Origin of the sequence: Aestuariivirga sp. (assembly GCF_965227715.1) — a bacterium.
GTDB lineage: Bacteria > Pseudomonadota > Alphaproteobacteria > Rhizobiales > Aestuariivirgaceae > Aestuariivirga.
On sequence record NZ_OZ245771.1, the window covers coordinates 4,028,702 to 4,045,357 of the forward strand.

The 16,656-nt window shown below is 63.9% G+C and carries 19 protein-coding genes and 1 tRNA gene; 11 read left to right on the forward strand and 9 right to left on the reverse strand.

What is annotated here, in order from left to right:
* Positions 1–11: 11 nt before the first annotated feature.
* Positions 12–86 (forward strand) — tRNA-Glu (locus ACO06F_RS19145).
* Between the two features lie 79 nt (positions 87–165).
* Positions 166–645, forward strand: a complete 480-nt coding sequence (locus tag ACO06F_RS19150) for a hypothetical protein (protein ID WP_421694323.1) — start codon at positions 166–168, stop codon at positions 643–645.
* A gap of 3 nt (positions 646–648) precedes the next feature.
* Here ACO06F_RS19150 and ACO06F_RS19155 read toward each other — a convergent pair whose 3' ends face one another.
* A complete protein-coding gene (locus tag ACO06F_RS19155) occupies positions 649–999 on the reverse strand; it encodes a hypothetical protein (protein WP_421694324.1) in 351 nt (116 codons plus the stop codon).
* Between the two features lie 171 nt (positions 1,000–1,170).
* Here ACO06F_RS19155 and ACO06F_RS19160 point away from each other — a divergent pair, with 171 nt between their 5' ends.
* Together ACO06F_RS19160 and ACO06F_RS19165 are read left to right on the forward strand one after the other, a co-directional pair.
* Complete coding sequence (locus ACO06F_RS19160; protein ID WP_421694325.1) at positions 1,171–2,217, forward strand: AI-2E family transporter; 1,047 nt, start codon at positions 1,171–1,173, stop codon at positions 2,215–2,217.
* A gap of 66 nt (positions 2,218–2,283) precedes the next feature.
* Positions 2,284–2,991, forward strand: a complete 708-nt coding sequence (locus tag ACO06F_RS19165) for a VIT1/CCC1 transporter family protein (protein WP_421694326.1) — start codon at positions 2,284–2,286, stop codon at positions 2,989–2,991.
* Between the two features lie 329 nt (positions 2,992–3,320).
* Here the strand turns inward: ACO06F_RS19165 and ACO06F_RS19170 are convergent, their stop codons facing one another.
* The 5 genes from ACO06F_RS19170 to ACO06F_RS19190 form a co-directional block, all read right to left on the reverse strand.
* Positions 3,321–4,814, reverse strand: coding sequence for an arylsulfatase (locus ACO06F_RS19170; protein WP_421694327.1), 1,494 nt, complete (start codon positions 4,812–4,814; stop codon positions 3,321–3,323).
* Positions 4,815–4,855: 41 nt separating this feature from the next.
* Positions 4,856–5,299, reverse strand: coding sequence for a YidH family protein (locus ACO06F_RS19175; protein WP_421694328.1), 444 nt, complete (start codon positions 5,297–5,299; stop codon positions 4,856–4,858).
* Entirely contained in the window at positions 5,296–5,799 is a 504-nt protein-coding gene (locus ACO06F_RS19180) for a hypothetical protein (RefSeq protein WP_421694329.1), read from the reverse strand. Before ACO06F_RS19180 ends, ACO06F_RS19175 begins: the two co-directional genes overlap by 4 nt.
* Before the next feature lie 2 nt (positions 5,800–5,801).
* Positions 5,802–6,719, reverse strand: coding sequence for a formylglycine-generating enzyme family protein (locus ACO06F_RS19185; protein ID WP_421694330.1), 918 nt, complete (start codon positions 6,717–6,719; stop codon positions 5,802–5,804).
* A 144-nt stretch (positions 6,720–6,863) separates the two neighbouring features.
* Entirely contained in the window at positions 6,864–8,525 is a 1,662-nt protein-coding gene (locus ACO06F_RS19190) for an alpha/beta hydrolase (protein WP_421694331.1), read from the reverse strand.
* A gap of 144 nt (positions 8,526–8,669) precedes the next feature.
* Here ACO06F_RS19190 and ACO06F_RS19195 point away from each other — a divergent pair, with 144 nt between their 5' ends.
* Positions 8,670–9,692, forward strand: a complete 1,023-nt coding sequence (locus ACO06F_RS19195; protein WP_421694332.1) for an HAD family hydrolase — start codon at positions 8,670–8,672, stop codon at positions 9,690–9,692.
* Between the two features lie 3 nt (positions 9,693–9,695).
* Here ACO06F_RS19195 and ACO06F_RS19200 read toward each other — a convergent pair whose 3' ends face one another.
* Positions 9,696–10,757: an HD domain-containing phosphohydrolase gene (locus tag ACO06F_RS19200; protein ID WP_421694333.1), complete on the reverse strand. Its 1,062-nt coding sequence runs from the start codon at positions 10,755–10,757 to the stop codon at positions 9,696–9,698.
* 2 nt (positions 10,758–10,759) lie between these two features.
* Positions 10,760–11,353 carry an Hpt domain-containing protein gene (locus ACO06F_RS19205; RefSeq protein ID WP_421694334.1) on the reverse strand — a complete coding sequence of 198 codons (594 nt, stop codon included), beginning with the start codon at positions 11,351–11,353 and terminating at the stop codon, positions 10,760–10,762.
* A gap of 320 nt (positions 11,354–11,673) precedes the next feature.
* On the opposite strand from ACO06F_RS19205, the gene ACO06F_RS19210 reads away from it, so the two are divergent.
* Genes ACO06F_RS19210 through ACO06F_RS19220 form a run of 3 tightly spaced genes read left to right on the forward strand, consistent with a single transcriptional unit; the run spans position 11,674 to position 14,181 of the window.
* Positions 11,674–11,934: a hypothetical protein gene (locus ACO06F_RS19210; RefSeq protein ID WP_421694335.1), complete on the forward strand. Its 261-nt coding sequence runs from the start codon at positions 11,674–11,676 to the stop codon at positions 11,932–11,934.
* A gap of 13 nt (positions 11,935–11,947) precedes the next feature.
* Positions 11,948–12,421, forward strand: a complete 474-nt coding sequence (locus tag ACO06F_RS19215; RefSeq protein ID WP_421694336.1) for a hypothetical protein — start codon at positions 11,948–11,950, stop codon at positions 12,419–12,421.
* Positions 12,422–12,429: 8 nt separating this feature from the next.
* A complete protein-coding gene (locus tag ACO06F_RS19220) occupies positions 12,430–14,181 on the forward strand; it encodes a PAS domain S-box protein (RefSeq protein ID WP_421694337.1) in 1,752 nt (583 codons plus the stop codon).
* A gap of 248 nt (positions 14,182–14,429) precedes the next feature.
* Here ACO06F_RS19220 and ACO06F_RS19225 read toward each other — a convergent pair whose 3' ends face one another.
* Positions 14,430–14,975: a DUF2878 domain-containing protein gene (locus ACO06F_RS19225; protein ID WP_421694338.1), complete on the reverse strand. Its 546-nt coding sequence runs from the start codon at positions 14,973–14,975 to the stop codon at positions 14,430–14,432.
* A gap of 56 nt (positions 14,976–15,031) precedes the next feature.
* Between ACO06F_RS19225 and ACO06F_RS19230 the strand changes: the two genes are divergently transcribed.
* The 3 genes from ACO06F_RS19230 to ACO06F_RS19240 all read left to right on the forward strand — a co-directional run bounded on the left by ACO06F_RS19230 (position 15,032) and on the right by ACO06F_RS19240 (position 16,629).
* On the forward strand, positions 15,032–15,442 hold the full coding sequence (locus tag ACO06F_RS19230; protein ID WP_421694339.1) for a hypothetical protein: 411 nt from the start codon (positions 15,032–15,034) through the stop codon (positions 15,440–15,442).
* A gap of 66 nt (positions 15,443–15,508) precedes the next feature.
* Positions 15,509–16,255: an SDR family NAD(P)-dependent oxidoreductase gene (locus ACO06F_RS19235; RefSeq protein ID WP_421694340.1), complete on the forward strand. Its 747-nt coding sequence runs from the start codon at positions 15,509–15,511 to the stop codon at positions 16,253–16,255.
* On the forward strand, positions 16,252–16,629 hold the full coding sequence (locus tag ACO06F_RS19240; protein WP_421694341.1) for a cupin domain-containing protein: 378 nt from the start codon (positions 16,252–16,254) through the stop codon (positions 16,627–16,629). The genes ACO06F_RS19235 and ACO06F_RS19240 overlap by 4 nt, the downstream gene beginning before the upstream one ends.
* The last annotated feature ends 27 nt before the right edge of the window (positions 16,630–16,656 follow it).

Genomic DNA, 16,656 nt, shown 5'->3' on the forward strand with positions numbered 1-16,656 from the left:
CTCAGATTGAGGCGCCCTTCGTCTATCGGTTAGGACGACAGCCTTTCACGTTGTAAAGACGGGTTCGACTCCCGTAGGGCGCGCCAATTCTGCTTGATCAGAGCTTCCCCTACGTGCAGACTTCAACCATCTGCAATCTGGCACCAGACTCAAGGGGGTAGAACCATGGCTCAGAACGATCGTCCATCTTTCAAGCTTGAGCGCCGGCGGCTGTTGACCGGCATGGCGGCCGCACTGGTGGCGCCTGCAGCGGGGCTTGGCATGCTCGCGACACCGGCGGAAGCAGCGTCCGGGCGGATCGAATTCCGCATCACCCGGGCGGGCTTCATCTTCGGTGTGGGCGGTGGCAGCGGCTCGCTGTTTTTTCAGGGGCAGCGTTACCGGCTGAGCATCGGCGGCGTGAGCTTCGGCGCCACGATTGGCGCGGCTTCGGCGGAATTCGTGGGCCGCGCGCGCAACCTGCGCCAGGCGCGGGATATTCAGGGGAATTACACTGCGGTTGGCGCAGGCCTTGCCGCCGCGGGCGGTGGCAGCGTGGCAAGGCTGCGCAATTCCCGCGGCGTTGAGCTTGAAGTTTCCGGCAAGCAGATCGGGCTGATGGCCTCAATCGACCTGAGCGGATTGCGGATCAGGCTTGCCAAGTAGCCCTTACCAGCGGACGCAGTTCCGGTAATAGCGGTTGTAGTAGCTGTTCCAGCGGCTGTTCGAGGTGATGAGCCCCGCGCTGCCGCCAATGAGCGCGCCACGGCCGGTGTTGCGGCCACGGTTGCGGTTGCCGCTGGCCACATTGCCGATGGCGGCACCGGTAAGAGCGCCTGCCGCCGTGGTGCGGCGGGCATGGCGATTGGCATAGCGCTGGGCCTGGGCGGAGCAATAGCGGCTGCGCTCCCCCGCAGTCCAGTTCCGGCCGGAATGCGCCTCGGCGGATTCACTGGTGGGCAGCCACCCGGCGGCGATCAGCAGCAGCATGAGCAGTGCGTTTCGAACAATCGGCTTCATTCTCTCTTCTCTTCCATTTAGCGTCTGGAGGATGAAAATTTACTCCATTTGACGTCTACTTGCAGTAGCGCAATGCGCCTGTTTGTGCTGGACGCCCGAAACTTTCCAAGCGGCAGGCCCCATCATGTGGTTTGCTCCGGCGTGTCGTTGCCCTGCGCGAAGGTCACCCGTTTGAACACCCTTGAAGACAGATCCTTCCTGCTTCTCGTTGCGCTGGCATCGATTGCCTTCGCGTGGCTTCTTTGGCCGCTCAGCGGGGCGATCTTGTGGGGTGTCGTGCTCGCAATCGTCTTCGCTCCCCTACAGCGTTATCTGGTGGCACGGCTTTGGCAGAGCGACGGCGCCGCGGCTCTCGCCACCATGCTGATCATCGTCTTCATTGTGGTGATTCCGCTGGGGATCGTCGCTGCAGCCCTCTTGCGTGAAGCGGCAGGCCTTTATGAAACGCTGCAGGCGGGGACGCTCGATTTCGGGCTCTATTTCCAGCAGGTCGCGGACGCGTTGCCACACTGGATGCGGGATCTGATGACCCGCTTCGACGTGGAAAGCCTCACTGCGGTTCAGCAACGGCTCGCAACCGGGTTGCGGGAGGGAAGCCAGTTCCTGGCCGTCCAGGTGCTCGGCATCGGCCAATGGACGGTGCAGTTCTTCGTCAATCTCGGCGTCATGATGTATCTTCTTTTCTTCCTGCTGCGCGATGGCGAAAGGCTGTTCGGGCGGATCAAGAAGACGGTGCCGCTGCAGCCGGACCTTCAGCTTGCCCTGATCGACAAGTTTGCAGCGGTCGTCCGCGCAACGGTGAAGGGAGACATTCTCGTCGCCATTCTGCAGGGGGGGCTGGGGGGTGTGATATTCTGGTTTCTCGGGATACATGCGCCGGTTCTCTGGGCTGTGCTGATGGCCTTCATGTCCCTGCTGCCCGCCATTGGCGCTGCCATCGTCTGGCTGCCTGTCGCCATCTATCTTCTTGCGGCGGGAAACATTTGGCAGGGGCTGTTGCTGATTGCTTTCGGCACCTTCGTGATCGGCCTGGTGGACAATGTGGCGCGGCCCATCCTCGTCGGCAAGGACACGAAGATGCCCGGCTATCTCGTGTTGATCTCGACGATCAGCGGACTCCAGCTATTCGGTCTCAACGGCCTTGTGCTGGGCCCGGTGATTGCCGCAACTTTCCTCACAGTCTGGGAAACATTCTCGGCATCACGAAACAGGCGATGAGTGATCCCTCAGCCCCATGCCGGGCCGCTCTTGACCAGCAACACTGAAAGACAAAGGCTCCAGCCAATGGAATTGAAATACGAATCCGCCCACAAGGAACTGCACTTCATCAACCGGTCCGGTTGGCTGCGTGCGGCTGTTCTGGGCGCCAATGACGGGGTCGTTTCGGTGTCTTCGCTGATCGTTGGCGTGGCTGCCGCCGATCCCTCGCCGGGAGCCATTCTCATTGCCGGATTTGCCGGACTTGCGGCAGGCGCAATGTCCATGGCGGCGGGCGAATACGTTTCGGTCAGCTCACAGTCCGATATCGAGACGGCTGACATCGCGCGCGAACGGCAGGCCCTGCAGGATACGCCCGACGCCGAAATGCGGGAACTCACGTCAATCTTCGTCTCCCGGGGATTGACCCCTGAAACGGCAGCCCTCGTCGCCCGGGAAATGACTGGCAACGACGCACTTCAGGCGCATGTGAGGGAGGAGCTGGGGCTGTCCCAAGCGCATGCCGCGAAGCCGCTGCAGGCCGCATTTGCGTCAGGCCTCACATTCACGATTGCGGCTGCCGTTCCGCTCGCGGCGGCCGTCCTGGCGCCTCAAGCGCACATTATCGCTGTTGTGGTTGCCGTGACACTTGCCGTTCTCGCGGGGCTGGGGGCGCTGGGTGCCTACGCAGGCGGTGCAAAGATCTTGCCGGCAACGCTGCGTGTTCTCTTCTGGGGCGCTGCAGCCATGGCAATTACAGCTGGCGTAGGCTGGTTCTTCGGCGTCAAGGCGTAACCCAGCAAGGGCTTTACGCGAGACCAATATCGCGTGGAACGGACCTCTCCCTCAATTTCTTGGGGGAGAGGAGGAGACCGGCGGAATCTGGAGGCCCAGCGCGGTGATGCGCCAATCGCAAGAGATCATGGCTCTCCCGCGCGAGGGCCGTAGAGCATCGAGCGGTCAGTTGAGATCACCGTAAGATCTATGCTTCATTCGTTCCGTCACCCCAGCGAAGGCTAGGGTCCCGCTTTGTATCAGCATTTACGACAAAGAAAGCGGGATGCCAGCCTTCGCTGGCATGACGGAGCGAGTTGAGAGGTGATCTCACTTGAACGCGCGCCGCTCTAGTGATTGGCGCCGCCGCCTGCATCCTGCAGGGTGCGGAGCACGGCATCCAGATTGAAGGAGGCAGGCTTCTGGCGGGGCGGGAACTTCTGGAAGTTCGCAATCTGCTGGGAGACGGCGGCCTGCATCGCATAGACGATATAGGCGTGGCTGATGACCCAGTCCCAATAGGTGTTCGAGTTCTCGTCGGCGCGTTCGAATGGATCCCGCCTCAGGTGGAACATCTTGGGCGCGCGCAGATGGATGAAGGGTTCGAACCAGCATTGCAGTGTCTTGGCGCGCTGCTCCATCAGCACCACTTTCCAGTCCTGCATGCGGATTGCGAGAATGTCTCCGTCATCGCTGATGTAGAAGAAGTTCTCGCGCGGGCTCTCCTTCACTTCACCCGTGAGGTAGGGGAGCATGTTGAAGCCATCGAGATGGACCTTGTAGGTCATGTTCCCGATCTTGTGGCCTGCGAGCAGCTTCTCCTTGATGTCAGGCTCGCCGGCGGCGGCCAAGAAGGTGGTCAGGCAGTCCTGATGGGAGACGATGCCGTTCACCACGGTTCCCGCCTTGATGCGCGCGGGCCAGCGGATGAAGGTTGGCACACGCCAGCCGCCTTCCCAATTGGTGTTCTTCTCGGAGCGGAACGGCGTGATGCCGGCATCCGGCCAGGTGTTGTAGTGAACGCCGTTGTCGGTTGAATACATCACGATCGTGTCTTCGGCGATGCCGAGCGCGTCCAGCTGGTCCAGCATGCGGCCGATGTTTTCATCGTGCGCCACCATCACGTCATTGTAGTCACCCTGGCCGCTCTTGCCCTTGTGCTTTTCCGCGCAATGGGTGCGGAAATGCATGGAGGTGGTGTTGTACCAGACGAAGAAGGGCTCATCGGCCTTGTGCGCATCGTTTATGAAGCGCAGCGCATGCTCGGTCACTTCATCGTCAATGGTTTCCATGCGCTTCTTGGTGAGGGGGCCCGTATCCTCGATCTTCTGGCCGCCCTTGCCGTCCGCCCAGCAATGGAGAACGCCGCGGGGGCCGAAATTCTTCTTGAACTCGGGGTTCTTCGGATAGTCCGGATCCTCGGGCTCTTCCTCGGCGTTGAGGTGATAGAGATTGCCGAAGAACTCATCAAAGCCGTGCACCGTGGGCAGGAACTTGTCCTTGTCACCCAGATGGTTCTTGCCGAACTGGCCGGTGCGGTAGCCAAGCGGCTTCAGCAGTTCTGCGATGGTCGGGTCTTCGGGCTGCAGGCCCACATCGGCACCCGGCATGCCGACCTTGGTGAGGCCGGTGCGGATCGGGTTCTGGCCGGTGAGGAAGGCCGCGCGGCCCGCCGTGCAGCTCTGCTGGCCATAGTAATCGGTGAAGGCCACACCCTCATTGGCGACACGGTCAATATTGGGCGTGCGGTAGCCCATCTGGCCGCGGCTGTTGTAGCTGATGTTCCACCAGCCGATATCGTCTCCCCACAGCACGAGGATGTTCGGCCTCTTTGGCTTGGTCATGTCAGTCGTCTCCCAATGGTTTCAGTTTTTCGTTTGGTGGTTCAGATCAGGCGCAGCAGAACGGTGAAGAAGGCAAATATTCCCACGAGCATGAGGACCAGAATGACGGCGATGATGGGCGAGCTGCGGCCCTCCTTCTTCATGCCGGCGATCTTGGCGTAGTCCGCACTCCACAAATAATTGATGGTCCAGCGGTATTCCCACAGCGCGATGACGAGCGACGCGACACCGCAGAAGATGAGCGACAAGCCCAAATAGCGGGGTGCTGAGGGGAATTGCGGCGGCGCGGTTCCCGGCATCTGCTGCAGCCGGTCGAAGAACTGGACGATGGTGAAGCCGAAGGCGATGAGGGAGACCGCGGTGCGCACCCAGGCCATGATGGTGCGCTCCACCGCCAGCCTGGTGCGGATCCATGCAAAATGCGTTTCCGCCACGGTACGGACGGTGAAGCGCCCGGTTTCGCCGGTTTCCTGATCGTCACTCATCCGGTGTGCCCTTGGGAGTGGCGGCGCCACCGCTCCGCCAGCCGCGCAAAGGGGCCGCGCAGCAGCAGGTAGGGAAGGAAGGCGAGCAGCACCGCCACGATAGCCGCCTCGCCAGGGTAGAAGCTGTTGAACTCGATCAGCTGATAGGCGACGTCCATCGCCAGGCCCAGAAGGAGGACGCGCGCCGTGGCGATCACCCCATCGTAAAGCCCATCACCGCTGTGGGCCGGATCACGCGCGAGCGACCAGAAGTAAGGGGCCGCACCCGCCTTCGCATCCTTGTAGCCATCGATGGCGGCGAGGATCGAGGCCATGACCGGCTGCAGGATGAAGCGGAACGTCATGGGACCGCCCGGCCTGTCCAGGATGCTTTGCAGGAGGCGTGCCCTGACACTGGCGTTGAACCCATGCCAGACAAGGCCTGCGACTGCGAAGCCGATGATGAGGACGATCGCCAGCCGCGCCAGCAGGACCTGATTTCGGGTGGCTGTGCGTGCCAAGCTCAGGGCCCCCCACTGCGGATGATGCAGCGGAAGCCCACATGGCTCATCGAGGTATCGACCGGCTGGGCGTGGCGGGCGGCGGGGCGGTAGCGCCGGCAGTAATTTGGCGCGCAAAGATGTGACCCGCCCTTCACCACCTTGCGCGGAATCCTGAACTGCGGCTGCTGCGGATCATAGCTCGCCTGCTCGCTGCCGCCGCGCGGGTTCGAGGGGATGCAGCAGCTCTTCTGCGCCTGCTCATGCTGGGGGGCATACCAGTCCACCGTCCATTCCCAGACATTGCCGATCATGTCGAACAGGCCATACGGATTGGCCGGATAACTCCCCACGGGTGAGGTGCGCGTGTAACCATCCTCGGCGAGGTTCTGATAGGGGAAATGGCCCTGCCAGGTGTTGGCCATATGCTGGCCGCCCGGCACCAGTTCGCTGCCCCAGGCGAATTCCTGCGATTCGAGGCCGCCACGCGCCGCGCGCTCCCATTCGGCTTCCGTCGGGAGGGACTTGCCGGCCCATGCGGCATAGGCCTCCGCATCGCGCAGCACGATGTGGACGGCGGGGTGATCTTCAATGCCCTCGATTGAACTTTCGGCGCCGTAGGGATGGCGCCAGCTGGCGCCGAACAGGAAGGCCCACCAATTGGCGTTGTTCCGGAGGTCAACGGCATGGGAAGGGGGCGAGAACACCAGCGAGCCCGGCTGCAGCATTTCGGGCAAGATGCCGGGGTAATCCTTCGGGTCCGGCGGGATTTCGGCGAAGGTCACATAGCCCGTCTCATCCACGAAGCGCTGAAACTCCCGGTTGGTAACGGGCTTGATGTCCATCCAGAAGCCATCAACCTTCGCAGGATGCGCCGGCTTCTCCTCCGGGTAGTGGTGGTCCGAGCCCATGAGGAACTCGCCGCCGGGGACGAAAGCCATTCCGGGGTGCTGCACCACTTGTGACGGCTGCGGGTGCGTTGACGATGCAGCGTTGACCATACTCATTCTCTGGGCAGCACCATGCCTGCGCTAATGCTGCAATCTTGCACCACGCAGAGTTGAGGTCAAGTTACAACCTCCCGCTCAAAGACCCAGGCCATCCAGCCACACCTCGAGCTTTTTCATCTCGGCCTCGCCGAAGCCTTCGGGCTGGGTGATGGCCTGCCAGCCTGCGGCGTAGTCTTTCGCGGCGAACACATGGCCGCGGCCCTTTGGAACGGTGGTGGCGGTCATCAGGTCAAAGGCGAGCTGGATGAAGCTGATCGCCGGCATCCAGGTGAGGGCGGGGGACACGTCCGGCCCGCGCGGGGACTTCATCCAGTCCGGCTCGCGCCGCCACATGTCGGTTTTGAAGAAGGTGATGGGGTCTGACGGATATTGCAGATAGAGCACCTTGACGGGGCCCCAGCCGGGCTGCTGCAGCTGGCTCTGGTCCTGCGCGGTGAAGAAGCGGAAGACGGAATTGTTGCGCGCCACCGGCAGCCAGGCAGGCGAGCCCTGCTGGCGCGTGGCGGTGACCTGCGGCCAGGTGCGGCTGGCAAAGGGCGGGCCGGTCCAGAAGGCGCCTTCGAAGGGATCGCCCAGCAGGGCGAAGGCATCGCTCGCGAGATCCGAGTTGAGGGAGCCCAGGCTGAGGCCGAAGAGGAACAGTCGCGGGCGGCTGTCCTTTGGCAGGCTGCGCCAGTGGCCGTAGATCGCGTCGAACACGGCGCGGGCCGTGTCCTCGCCATAGACGGGGTCCACAAACAGCGTGAGCCAGCTCGGCAGATAGGAATACTGGACCGAGACAGAGGCGAGATCGCCACCCTGCATCACTTCCAGCGGCATCATAGCGGCTTCATCCACCCAGCCCGTGCCGGTGGGCGTGGCGATGACGAGGAGCTTGCGGCTGAAGGCGCCGACGCGCTCCATTTCCGCCAGCGCCAGCGCGGCGCGCTCTTCCGGTGTGCGGGCGGAATTGAGGCCCACATAGATGCGCAAAGGCTCGGCCGCGGGTTTGCCGGTGATCCCGGTAATCTGGGCTGCATCGGGTGCTGCGAGAACGCGCCTGCGGCCTTCGCGGCCCAGCTCCTCCCAGGAGAGGAGGGAGGCGGCACTTCCGGTTTTCAGCGGATCCTTCGGCGGCGCCTCATCCGCTGGAATGACGGCGTCAACCGTGCGGTAGGCCGAATCGAGGCCGCGCAGCAGCGCTTGCAGCAGCACGCCATTGCCGATGGCCCAGAAGCTCCACAGGGCCAGAACCGAAGCCAGCAAGATGGCGGCGCGCATCGGCAGCAGCCGCCGCATGGGCAGCAGGTAGAGCTCGCGCAGCGCTCCGAAGAAGCGGCCGATCATCAGTAGCACGATGAACAGCGCCACCCCGACCGCCAGTAGCACAAAGGGCCAGCCGGCGGGAACCGAGGGGAGCCCCAGGGCCTTCGTCACATCATTCTGCCAGCCGCCCGCGAAAAATGCCGCGGCGATGACGATCACACCCGCCGCCACCGCTGCGACGCGCCGGAGCCAGTGGAGCGGGCCCGTGCCCGGCGCGGGAAGTCCGAGCCACACCCAGAGCTGCGCGACCCCTGCGGCCAGCCCATAACCCACGGCGAAACACAGCCCGGCAATAGCCCCCTGCAGCAAACCGTTGCGCGGGATGAGGCTCGGTGTGAGGGCCGCCAGCCAGAACAGCGCACCCGCCACAAGCCCCGCTGCGGACAAGGGTGCCGTGAAACGGTGCAATAGGGAAACGCCAAACTTGCTCATGTCCTGCCGGTGGCTGTGATTGCTGCGGGAGAGCAAGACAACGGCGGCCAAGGCCTGTCAAGCAATCTGCAATCCGGCGCAACCGGTCTCCCCCGGTTCACGGACGCACCGGAACATGCTACTCACCTGTGAAGAGGTGACACCATGTTGAACAAGACAATCCGCAGCCTCGCCGTGTTGGCAACCGCTGGCTTCCTGGTCTTGAGCGCCGGCACGTGCCGCGCCGAGGACCCGCTGCCGGCCTGGAATGACGGACCGGCCAAGCAGGCGGTGATCGATCTCGTGACCGCGGTGACGACCGAGGGCGGGCCGGATTTCGTGGCGCCTGAGGACAGGGTTGCGACCTTCGATCAGGACGGGACAAGCTGGGTTGAGCACCCGGCCTACCCGCAAGCGCTGTTCGCCATCGACCGCATCGCCGCCATGGCCCCGCAGCACCCGGAATGGAAGGACCAGGAGCCGTTCAAATCCGTGCTTGCGGGCGACAGGACGGCCATTGCCCAGTTCGATGAAAAGGACTGGCTGCAGATCATCGCCGTCACCCATTCCGCCATGGACGTCGCCGAATTCGACAGGCTGGTGCAGGACTGGCTTCCCCGCTCGATGAACCCGGTGCTGAAGCGTGGCCCTGTCACGTCCCTCACCTATGTGCCGATCCTCGAGGTCATGAAATACCTGCGCGCCAATGGCTTCCGCACCTATCTGGTGACGGGCGGCGGCCAGGAATTCGTGCGCAATTTCGCCAAGGACACCTATGGAATCCCACCGTCACAGGTGGTGGGGTCCAGCATCGTGACCACCTACAAGATCGAAGACGGGAAGCCCGTGCTCTACCGTGAGCCAAAGGTGTTCTTTGTGGACGATGGCCCGGGGAAGGCCGTGGGCATCAACCTGTTCATCGGCCAGCGCCCGCAGATCGCATTCGGCAATTCGGATGGCGACCGCGAGATGCTGGAGTGGACGACGGCGGGAGACGGCAAGCGCCTGGGCCTTCTGGTGTTCCATGACGATGCCGTGCGCGAATTCGCCTATGGCCCGGCCAATGGCTTGCCGGACACGCATGTCGGCGCCTTCTCGCAATCCCTCATGGACGAGGCCAAGGCGCGGGGCTGGCAGGTGATCAGCATGAAGAAGGACTGGAAGACCATCCTCGCACCCGCGCCCTGAGGCTCAGGCGGCGTCAGCCGAGTCCTGCTCGTCGAAGTCCAGCATGGACATGAGCACGGCTTCAACCTCGTCCTGGCCGCTGGTGAAGGCGGCAACGCAACTCGGGTCGAACTGCTCGCCGGCATTGTCACGCAGGTAGTTGAAGGCGTTGGTCTTGGTCCATGAGGCCTTGTAGGGGCGGAAGCTCGTCAGCGCGTCAAACACATCCGCCACGGCGGCGATGCGTGCGGCGAGCGGAATCTGATCGCCCTTGAGACCGTCCGGATAGCCGCCGCCATCCCATCGTTCATGGTGGCTGAGCGCAATCTCTGCTGCCATGCGGAACATCGGCGATTTGCCCAATGACAGCATGGCGTGGCCCAGCTTGGTGTGCCGCTCCATCTCTTTGCGCTCCTCCGGCGTGAGGAAGCCGCGCTTGTGCAGCAGTTCATCGTTGAGGCCCGCCTTGCCGACATCATGCAGCGGGGCCGCGAGGCGGATGTCCCGGCAGAAGCTTTCGGGCATCCCCAAGTGATTGGCGAGGATCGTGCAGTAGCGCGCCACGCGGGCGTTGTGGAGCGGCGTCTCACGGTCCTTGAGGCCTGCCACGTGTACCAGCACGGTCAGAAATTCTTCCTCGCGCGGCGAGCTTTCGGGCGAGGCCGTGGCGGCCTCCTCATGCCCCTGAGCATGATGCGGCGGAAGATCGCCCATGCGGCCCAGGGTCTTGATGCGCGAGCGGAAGTCCACGGGGTCAAGCGGCCTCAGGATGACGTCCGACGCGCCGGCCTCGAGTGCCGCGGCCCTGGTGGCATCTCCCGGATCGTCCACGGTCAGCAGGATATGCTTGGACTTGAACTGCGCCTCGGCCTTCACCTGCCGCGCCAACTCGAAGCCGCTCAACCGCGGCATGTGGCCGGCGAAGATGGCGATGTCGAAGCTGAGGTCTCCGAGCCCGGCGATCACGGCCGCGGGATCGGTCTGAAGCTGGGTGCAGCAGTTCGGCACCTTGCGCAGCAGCATGTCCATGAGCGCCAGATTGGTGCGGTTGTGATCGACGATGAGGACGGAGATCTTGTCTTGCATGGTCAAGTGATCCTTGAGGTCGTCTTGGTGGGTGGAATGCATGTGGCGCGCGCGATTTCCTGCGCGAGCCGCTGCGGAATGGACGGGTCCAGCGGGCGCTGGCGGAAATGCCCGGCCACAGCTGCAACGGCGGCGAGGCCGAGATTGGCGGCGGCACCTTCGATGGCGGCAAGCCCGATCTCGGCCGCCCCGGCATCGCCATTCGTCAGGGCGCACGAGATTTCTGAAATGAGATGCGGCATGTCTGCCTGGAACAGGCGGAGCAGGTCCTTGACACCGCTCGTGCCCACATCGGAGAGAAGCCCCTTGAGCCGGTGCTGATCCCAGACGGGCACGCGGGCCAGGGCTGCCTCTTCCTCGGCGCGAAGCGAGTGCGTGAGCTCCAGCAGGGCGGCGGCACGGGAGGAGGCGGCGGCAAGCTGCGGCGGGCTTCCCTCGCCCACGGTGCAGGCGGAGAGATAACCATGGATCTCAGTTGCGAAATTCAGAATGGCCGTCAGCTTTCCGGGTGGCAGGCGGCCGTCCCCCGGCATTGCCACAAAAGATGGCCTGAAGCCCGCCTGCGCAGGCGCTGCCGTCTGTACGGGTGCCGTCATGCCGCCCTCGTTCAGAGAAACGTGCCGGCCGCTGATGGGATGCGGTGCGCCGCAGCCACAAGCGCCTGGCGGAGCCTTGGGGGGAGATGCCGGTTCAACCGGCCGGGCGGGGCGGCGTGATGCCTCGGCCCCGATCGGGCCGCCACCTGCGATGATTGATCCTCCCACAGGCGGGTTAAAGTGTTTTCAATGGCTTCGCGTTAAATTCCAGGCGAATGTTGTGAAAGCGATTACCATTGCCCAGTGCGAATTGCGGCAGGTCAAGGAATGGCGGTGCCATTCCCGCCATGGTTCAACGCACATACGGAAGGGACATAGCAATGGCGGGAAAAACCTTGCGGGCGGAACTCGATGAGATCAAGGCGGAGCTGTCACGCCTCCGGCAGGCCCATGCAGCGCCCATAGGTGAACCGGCGGCGGCCGCGGCCTCCTCCGGCATCGGAGAGCAGATCGCCGATCTGAACCGGCTGGTGCAGCAGATGCTGGAAGACGCCGAGGATACGATTGCCGACCATCCGGTCGCCACGGTCGCCGGCGCGCTGGCGCTCGGCATCGTGATCGGGCGCCTCACGTCACATTAGGGAACGGAACACCATGAATCTCAACAATCTGTCGCGCCACATCCGCCTCATCATCCGGGGGGAAATGCTGCTGATCCAGGCGAAGCTCGCCTTCGCCATGCGGCGCACCGCCTTCATGGCCTGCGCCCTGGTGTTCGCAGGGCTGGGATTGGTCTTCGTCAACATCGGGCTGTTCGCGTGGCTGGGGCCGCTGTGGGGACCGGTGTGGACGCCGGTGGGCCTCGGCCTCATCAACATCGCGCTTGCGGCCGCGGCCCTGGGGCTTGCCGCCACGCTGAAGCCGGGGCCGGAGATGGCGCTTGCCGAAGAAATCCGCAACATGGCAACCGACGCGCTTGAAACCGAAATCCGGTCCGCGCCGTTGATGGGCGGCCTTGCCAGCGGGCTTTCGGGCGGGCTGGACCGTTCGGCGATTTCAGGACTGGTGCTGCCCGCCATCACCTCCATCATCGGCGCCCTGGCACGGCGGCGGAAGGAAAAGGCCTGAGGTAACGCTTGACGCCCGAACTCTGGCTCTCACGGCTGCCGCGGCTTGACGGAGCGGCGGCGGTTGCCGCCTGTCTCCTGGTGATGGCGGCCGCCGTGGCGGTGCGGGTCTTTTTCCCACTCGCGGGTCCTTTCATCAGCTTCTACCCGGCGGTGCTCTTCTGTTCGCTCGCCGGAGGATGGAGGCTCGGCGCAATCGCACTGGCCGTGGGCCTCGCCACATCGCTCTTCTTCTTTGCGCCGCCACTGCTCACCACCACCAACGTTCTCTCCTGGCTGAGCTTCGCGGTATTCAGTGCCTTCATCGTCACGGCAATCGACATTCAGCAGCGGACGCTCGCCAGATCCCAGCGCATCACGGAAGATCTGCGGCGCCAGCAGCGCTTCACCGACCAGCTGATCTCGACGGCGGCCGCACTGACATACATCTATGATCTCGAAGCCGAGCAGAATGTGTTCATCAGCCCGCAATGCCGGAGCATGCTGGGCTATGAGCCTGACGCGTTCGCAGCGATGGGCAGCCGCATGATGGTGGAGCTGCTGCACCCTGATGACGCTCCGCGCGTTTCGGAACGCTTTCAGGCGATGCTGGACCAGCCGGACGTGGCCCCGCCTGACCTCGAATACCGGATGCGGCGGAAGGACGGAAGCTGGGTGTGGCTCTTGAGCAGTGACCGCGTGCTGGAACGCAAGGCGGATGGCAAGCCCCGCAAGATCCTCGGCACCGCAACGGATATTTCCGCCCGCAAGCGCTTCGAGGAACAGCTGCTGACCAGCGAGGAGCGCTTCCGCGGCATCTTCGAGAATGCGCCCATCGGAATTTCGATCTCCGATATCAATGGCAACTTCCTGCAGTGCAATCCGGCCTATGAGCGGATCCTCGGCTACAGCTTGGAGGAGCTGCGCAATGCGCCCTTCGCCACGGTTGTTCACCCGGATGACCGCCCGGCCAATCTTGCCGAAGTGAAACGGCTGGTGGCGCAGGAGGTGCCCTTCTTCGAAATCTCCAACCGCTCCGTCCACAAGAGCGGGCGCAGCGTGTGGGTACACAAATTCGTGCTGCTGCTGCGGGACCGGCTTGGAACGCCCGTCAACATTGTGGCCCTCGTCACTGACATGACGGAGCGCAAGCGCCAGGAGGAGCAGATCAGGCTTCTGGTGCGCGAGGTGAACCACCGCTCCAAGAATCTGCTCGCCGTCGTCCAATCGGTTGCGCGGCAGACGGCGGCCTATGGCGAGCCCGCGGATTTCGCGCAGCGTTTCAGTGAGCGCCTGCAGGGCCTTTCCGCCAGCCATGATCTGCTGGTCAGCGATGCGTGGATGGGCATCAGCCTGCGCGAGCTCGTGCTGGCGCAGCTGGCCCCCTTCAAGGAGTTGGTCGGATGGCGCATCGCGGTTTCAGGCCCCCCGCTGCGCATCAATGCCGCCGCCGCTCAGAATATCGGCATGGCGATCCATGAGCTCTGCGCCAATGCCGGACGCTTCGGGGCGCTTTCCAATGCCGAAGGCCAGGTGAAGGTGGCGTGGCGGGTGGAGGAGGGGCCCGAGGGCCCGCGCCTCGACATGGATTGGCAGGAAGAGGGAGGCCCGCCCGTGACGCCACCGCAGCGCCAGGGCCTCGGCGGCATCATTCTCACGCGGCTCATCGCGCAATCGCTGGAAGCTGAGGCGAAGCTCGATTTTGCGCCGCATGGCCTGCACTGGACGCTCACCGCCCCGCTCGACAAGGTGCAGGACCCGCCAGCCGCCGCAGCGGTGTGAGGGGCAGGCGCGCCGAGAGAGACGCGCCATCAAGTGTGATCAGGCCGATGTTTGCGTTCCTGTCTTGCCGTCATTCCGGCGAAGGCCGGAAACCCGCTTTGCTTCAGCATGCCTCGCAAAAATTGCTGGAGACCGGCCTTTGCATCACCCGGTGTTGCGACAGCAGCGGGATCCCGGCCTGCGCCGGGATGACGGCTGAAATGGGTAGACACGCGGCCACGGTGCGAAGGCGGTTTCGACAATTCGGGTTACGGCGCTGAGGGTGAAACACGCCCCGGCGAGATGGTTTCCGCCAGAAGCATGAGAGTGGGGAAGGCCAGAAGCCAGGCGATGCCGATGCCGAGGAGGGCAAAGGCCGTGGGGTCCGCCAGGGTGGCGGCACCCATTTTGGCTCCGGTCCAATAGGCGAGGGGGCCGAAGAGCAGGCCCAGCAGCATCTGCAGTTTGATGCGCCCCCGGAGCCAGGTGAGGCTGCCATTGGGGATGCTCGCAAAGCCGATCCACAGCGCCACGATCCAGACCGGCGGCAGCATCTGCCCTGGTTGCGTGCCCGCGTAGCGGATGAGGCCCGCACCCATCAGCCCCGCTTCAAGCAGAATGCCGAAGAGCACGATGGCGAAGGCGAGCTTCACCTCCGCCCACAGCACGGCACGGCTGAGTGCGAGGTGCAGGCCCAGAACGCCAAGGGCCGGCAGCAGGCCCAGCCACGGCCAGCCATTGGCCCCGCCCCAGACGGAGGCAAACCAGGCGGCATCGAAGGCCAGGAACTGAAGGATCGCGAAAAGTACCGTCATGCGGTCCGCCGCACGAAGAGCTGCGTAATGTGCCCGATCAGACAGGGAGGTTTCCGTTGAAGTTTCATCTTCGGTTTACGCAGCCGGACCCGCTCCGGTTCTCCATGGTGTTGCTGGCGCTCGCGGTTCTGGCAGCGCCCGCCGTGGCCGAGCCGCTCTCGGGCCAACAGCTCAAATCCTTCGTCAGTGGCAAGCGCATTTACCTGGCGGTACCGCTCGGGGGGGAAATTCCGCTCACCTACCGCCCCGGCGGCGTGGTGGACGGCTCAGGTGAAGCCGCAGGCCTTGGCAAATACATGACGCCTAAGGACCGCGGGCGCTGGTGGGTGGATGGCAAACGCCTCTGCCAGAAATGGCAGCAATGGTATGATGGCCGCACCTTCTGCTTCACGGTGACGAAGATGGCAGACAACCGCATCCGCTGGGTGCGCGATGATGGCAAGAGCGGCGTTGCACGCATCCGCTGATCGAGCCCCCTGTTGATTTGGCGGCCATTGCGCCATAAGCCCACCAAAGGGACATGGGGGACCAGCATGAACGAAGATCTCAGAAACAAAGTCGTGGTGGTCACGGGCGGTGTCACCGGCATTGGCGGGGCCGCGTCGCTTGCCTTCGCGGCGGCCGGGGCAAAGGTCTTCGCGCAATATCTGGGTGGGGGGCCCGAGCTGGCGGCGATCGAGAAGGCGGGGATCACCACGCTGAAGCTCGACCTGACCGGGGAGGGCGCGCCCCAGACGCTCATCGATGCAGCGATAGCGAAGCATGGGCGGATCGATGTGCTGCTGAACAACGCCGGCAGCCTCGTTGGCCGCATTCCGGTGACGGATCTCGATGATCCTTTCATCGACAAGGTGTTCGACCTGAACTGCCGCCAGCTCATCCATTGCTGCCGCATTGCCGCGAAGCTGATGAAGGAGCAGGGGGCGGGCAACATCATCAATGTCACCTCGATTGCCGCGCGCAATGGTGCGAGCCCCGGCGGCGCCGTCTATGCCGGGGCCAAGGCCTTCGTCTCGGCGTTCTCGAAGACGCTGGCGAAGGAACTGGTGAGCCATGGCATCCGCGTCAACTGCGTGTCGCCCGGTACGATCCACACCTCGTTTCATGACCGGTTCTCGGATGAGGCCAAGCGCGAGGCCACGCGCAAGACCATTCCCATGCAGCGCCTGGGGACGGCGGAAGATTGCGCGGGAACCTTCCTCTACCTCGCAAGCGACAAGGCATCTGGCTATGTGACGGGTCAGGTGATCGAGGTGAATGGCGGGCAGTTGATGGCATGAGCTTCGTCACCAAGCAGCGCTCCCTCGCGGCGGATGTGATGGCGCCCGATGGCTCAGAGGTGCGCATCCTGGCGGCCACTGCGCGCGGCAGCATGGCGCAGTTCACGCTGCCAGCGGGGGCCATCTCCAAAGCGGTGGCCCACCGCAGCGTTGAAGAAGTGTGGCTGGTGACCGAGGGCACCGGCCGCATGTGGCGGAAGCTTGGCGCGGCTGAGGAGGTGGTGGAGCTGCGCCCCGGCCTTTCCATTTCCATTCCGACCGGCACGCATTTCCAATTCCGCAATGACGGCGATGGCCCGCTCCATTGCGTGGGCGTCACCATGCCGCCGTGGCCTGGCATGGATGAGGCCTATGAGGTGACGGGCCCCTGGTGAAAGGCCATGCACAAGAATGCGTGCCGC

What these genes read in the sequence shown, in the direction of transcription:
- ACO06F_RS19155 (WP_421694324.1), bottom strand. Translation starts at nt 999, where the DNA reads ATGAAGCCGATTGTTCGAAACGCACTGCTCATGCTGCTGCTGATCGCC.
- ACO06F_RS19240 (WP_421694341.1), top strand. Translation starts at nt 16,252, where the DNA reads ATGAGCTTCGTCACCAAGCAGCGCTCCCTCGCGGCGGATGTGATGGCG.
- ACO06F_RS19165 (WP_421694326.1), top strand. Translation starts at nt 2,284, where the DNA reads ATGGAATTGAAATACGAATCCGCCCACAAGGAACTGCACTTCATCAAC.
- ACO06F_RS19225 (WP_421694338.1), bottom strand. Translation starts at nt 14,975, where the DNA reads ATGACGGTACTTTTCGCGATCCTTCAGTTCCTGGCCTTCGATGCCGCC.
- ACO06F_RS19170 (WP_421694327.1), bottom strand. Translation starts at nt 4,814, where the DNA reads ATGACCAAGCCAAAGAGGCCGAACATCCTCGTGCTGTGGGGAGACGAT.
- ACO06F_RS19205 (WP_421694334.1), bottom strand. Translation starts at nt 11,353, where the DNA reads ATGACGGCACCCGTACAGACGGCAGCGCCTGCGCAGGCGGGCTTCAGG.
- ACO06F_RS19190 (WP_421694331.1), bottom strand. Translation starts at nt 8,525, where the DNA reads ATGAGCAAGTTTGGCGTTTCCCTATTGCACCGTTTCACGGCACCCTTG.
- ACO06F_RS19215 (WP_421694336.1), top strand. Translation starts at nt 11,948, where the DNA reads ATGAATCTCAACAATCTGTCGCGCCACATCCGCCTCATCATCCGGGGG.
- ACO06F_RS19200 (WP_421694333.1), bottom strand. Translation starts at nt 10,757, where the DNA reads ATGCAAGACAAGATCTCCGTCCTCATCGTCGATCACAACCGCACCAAT.
- ACO06F_RS19150 (WP_421694323.1), top strand. Translation starts at nt 166, where the DNA reads ATGGCTCAGAACGATCGTCCATCTTTCAAGCTTGAGCGCCGGCGGCTG.
- ACO06F_RS19175 (WP_421694328.1), bottom strand. Translation starts at nt 5,299, where the DNA reads ATGAGTGACGATCAGGAAACCGGCGAAACCGGGCGCTTCACCGTCCGT.
- ACO06F_RS19210 (WP_421694335.1), top strand. Translation starts at nt 11,674, where the DNA reads ATGGCGGGAAAAACCTTGCGGGCGGAACTCGATGAGATCAAGGCGGAG.
- ACO06F_RS19185 (WP_421694330.1), bottom strand. Translation starts at nt 6,719, where the DNA reads ATGGCTTTCGTCCCCGGCGGCGAGTTCCTCATGGGCTCGGACCACCAC.
- ACO06F_RS19235 (WP_421694340.1), top strand. Translation starts at nt 15,509, where the DNA reads ATGAACGAAGATCTCAGAAACAAAGTCGTGGTGGTCACGGGCGGTGTC.
- ACO06F_RS19195 (WP_421694332.1), top strand. Translation starts at nt 8,670, where the DNA reads ATGTTGAACAAGACAATCCGCAGCCTCGCCGTGTTGGCAACCGCTGGC.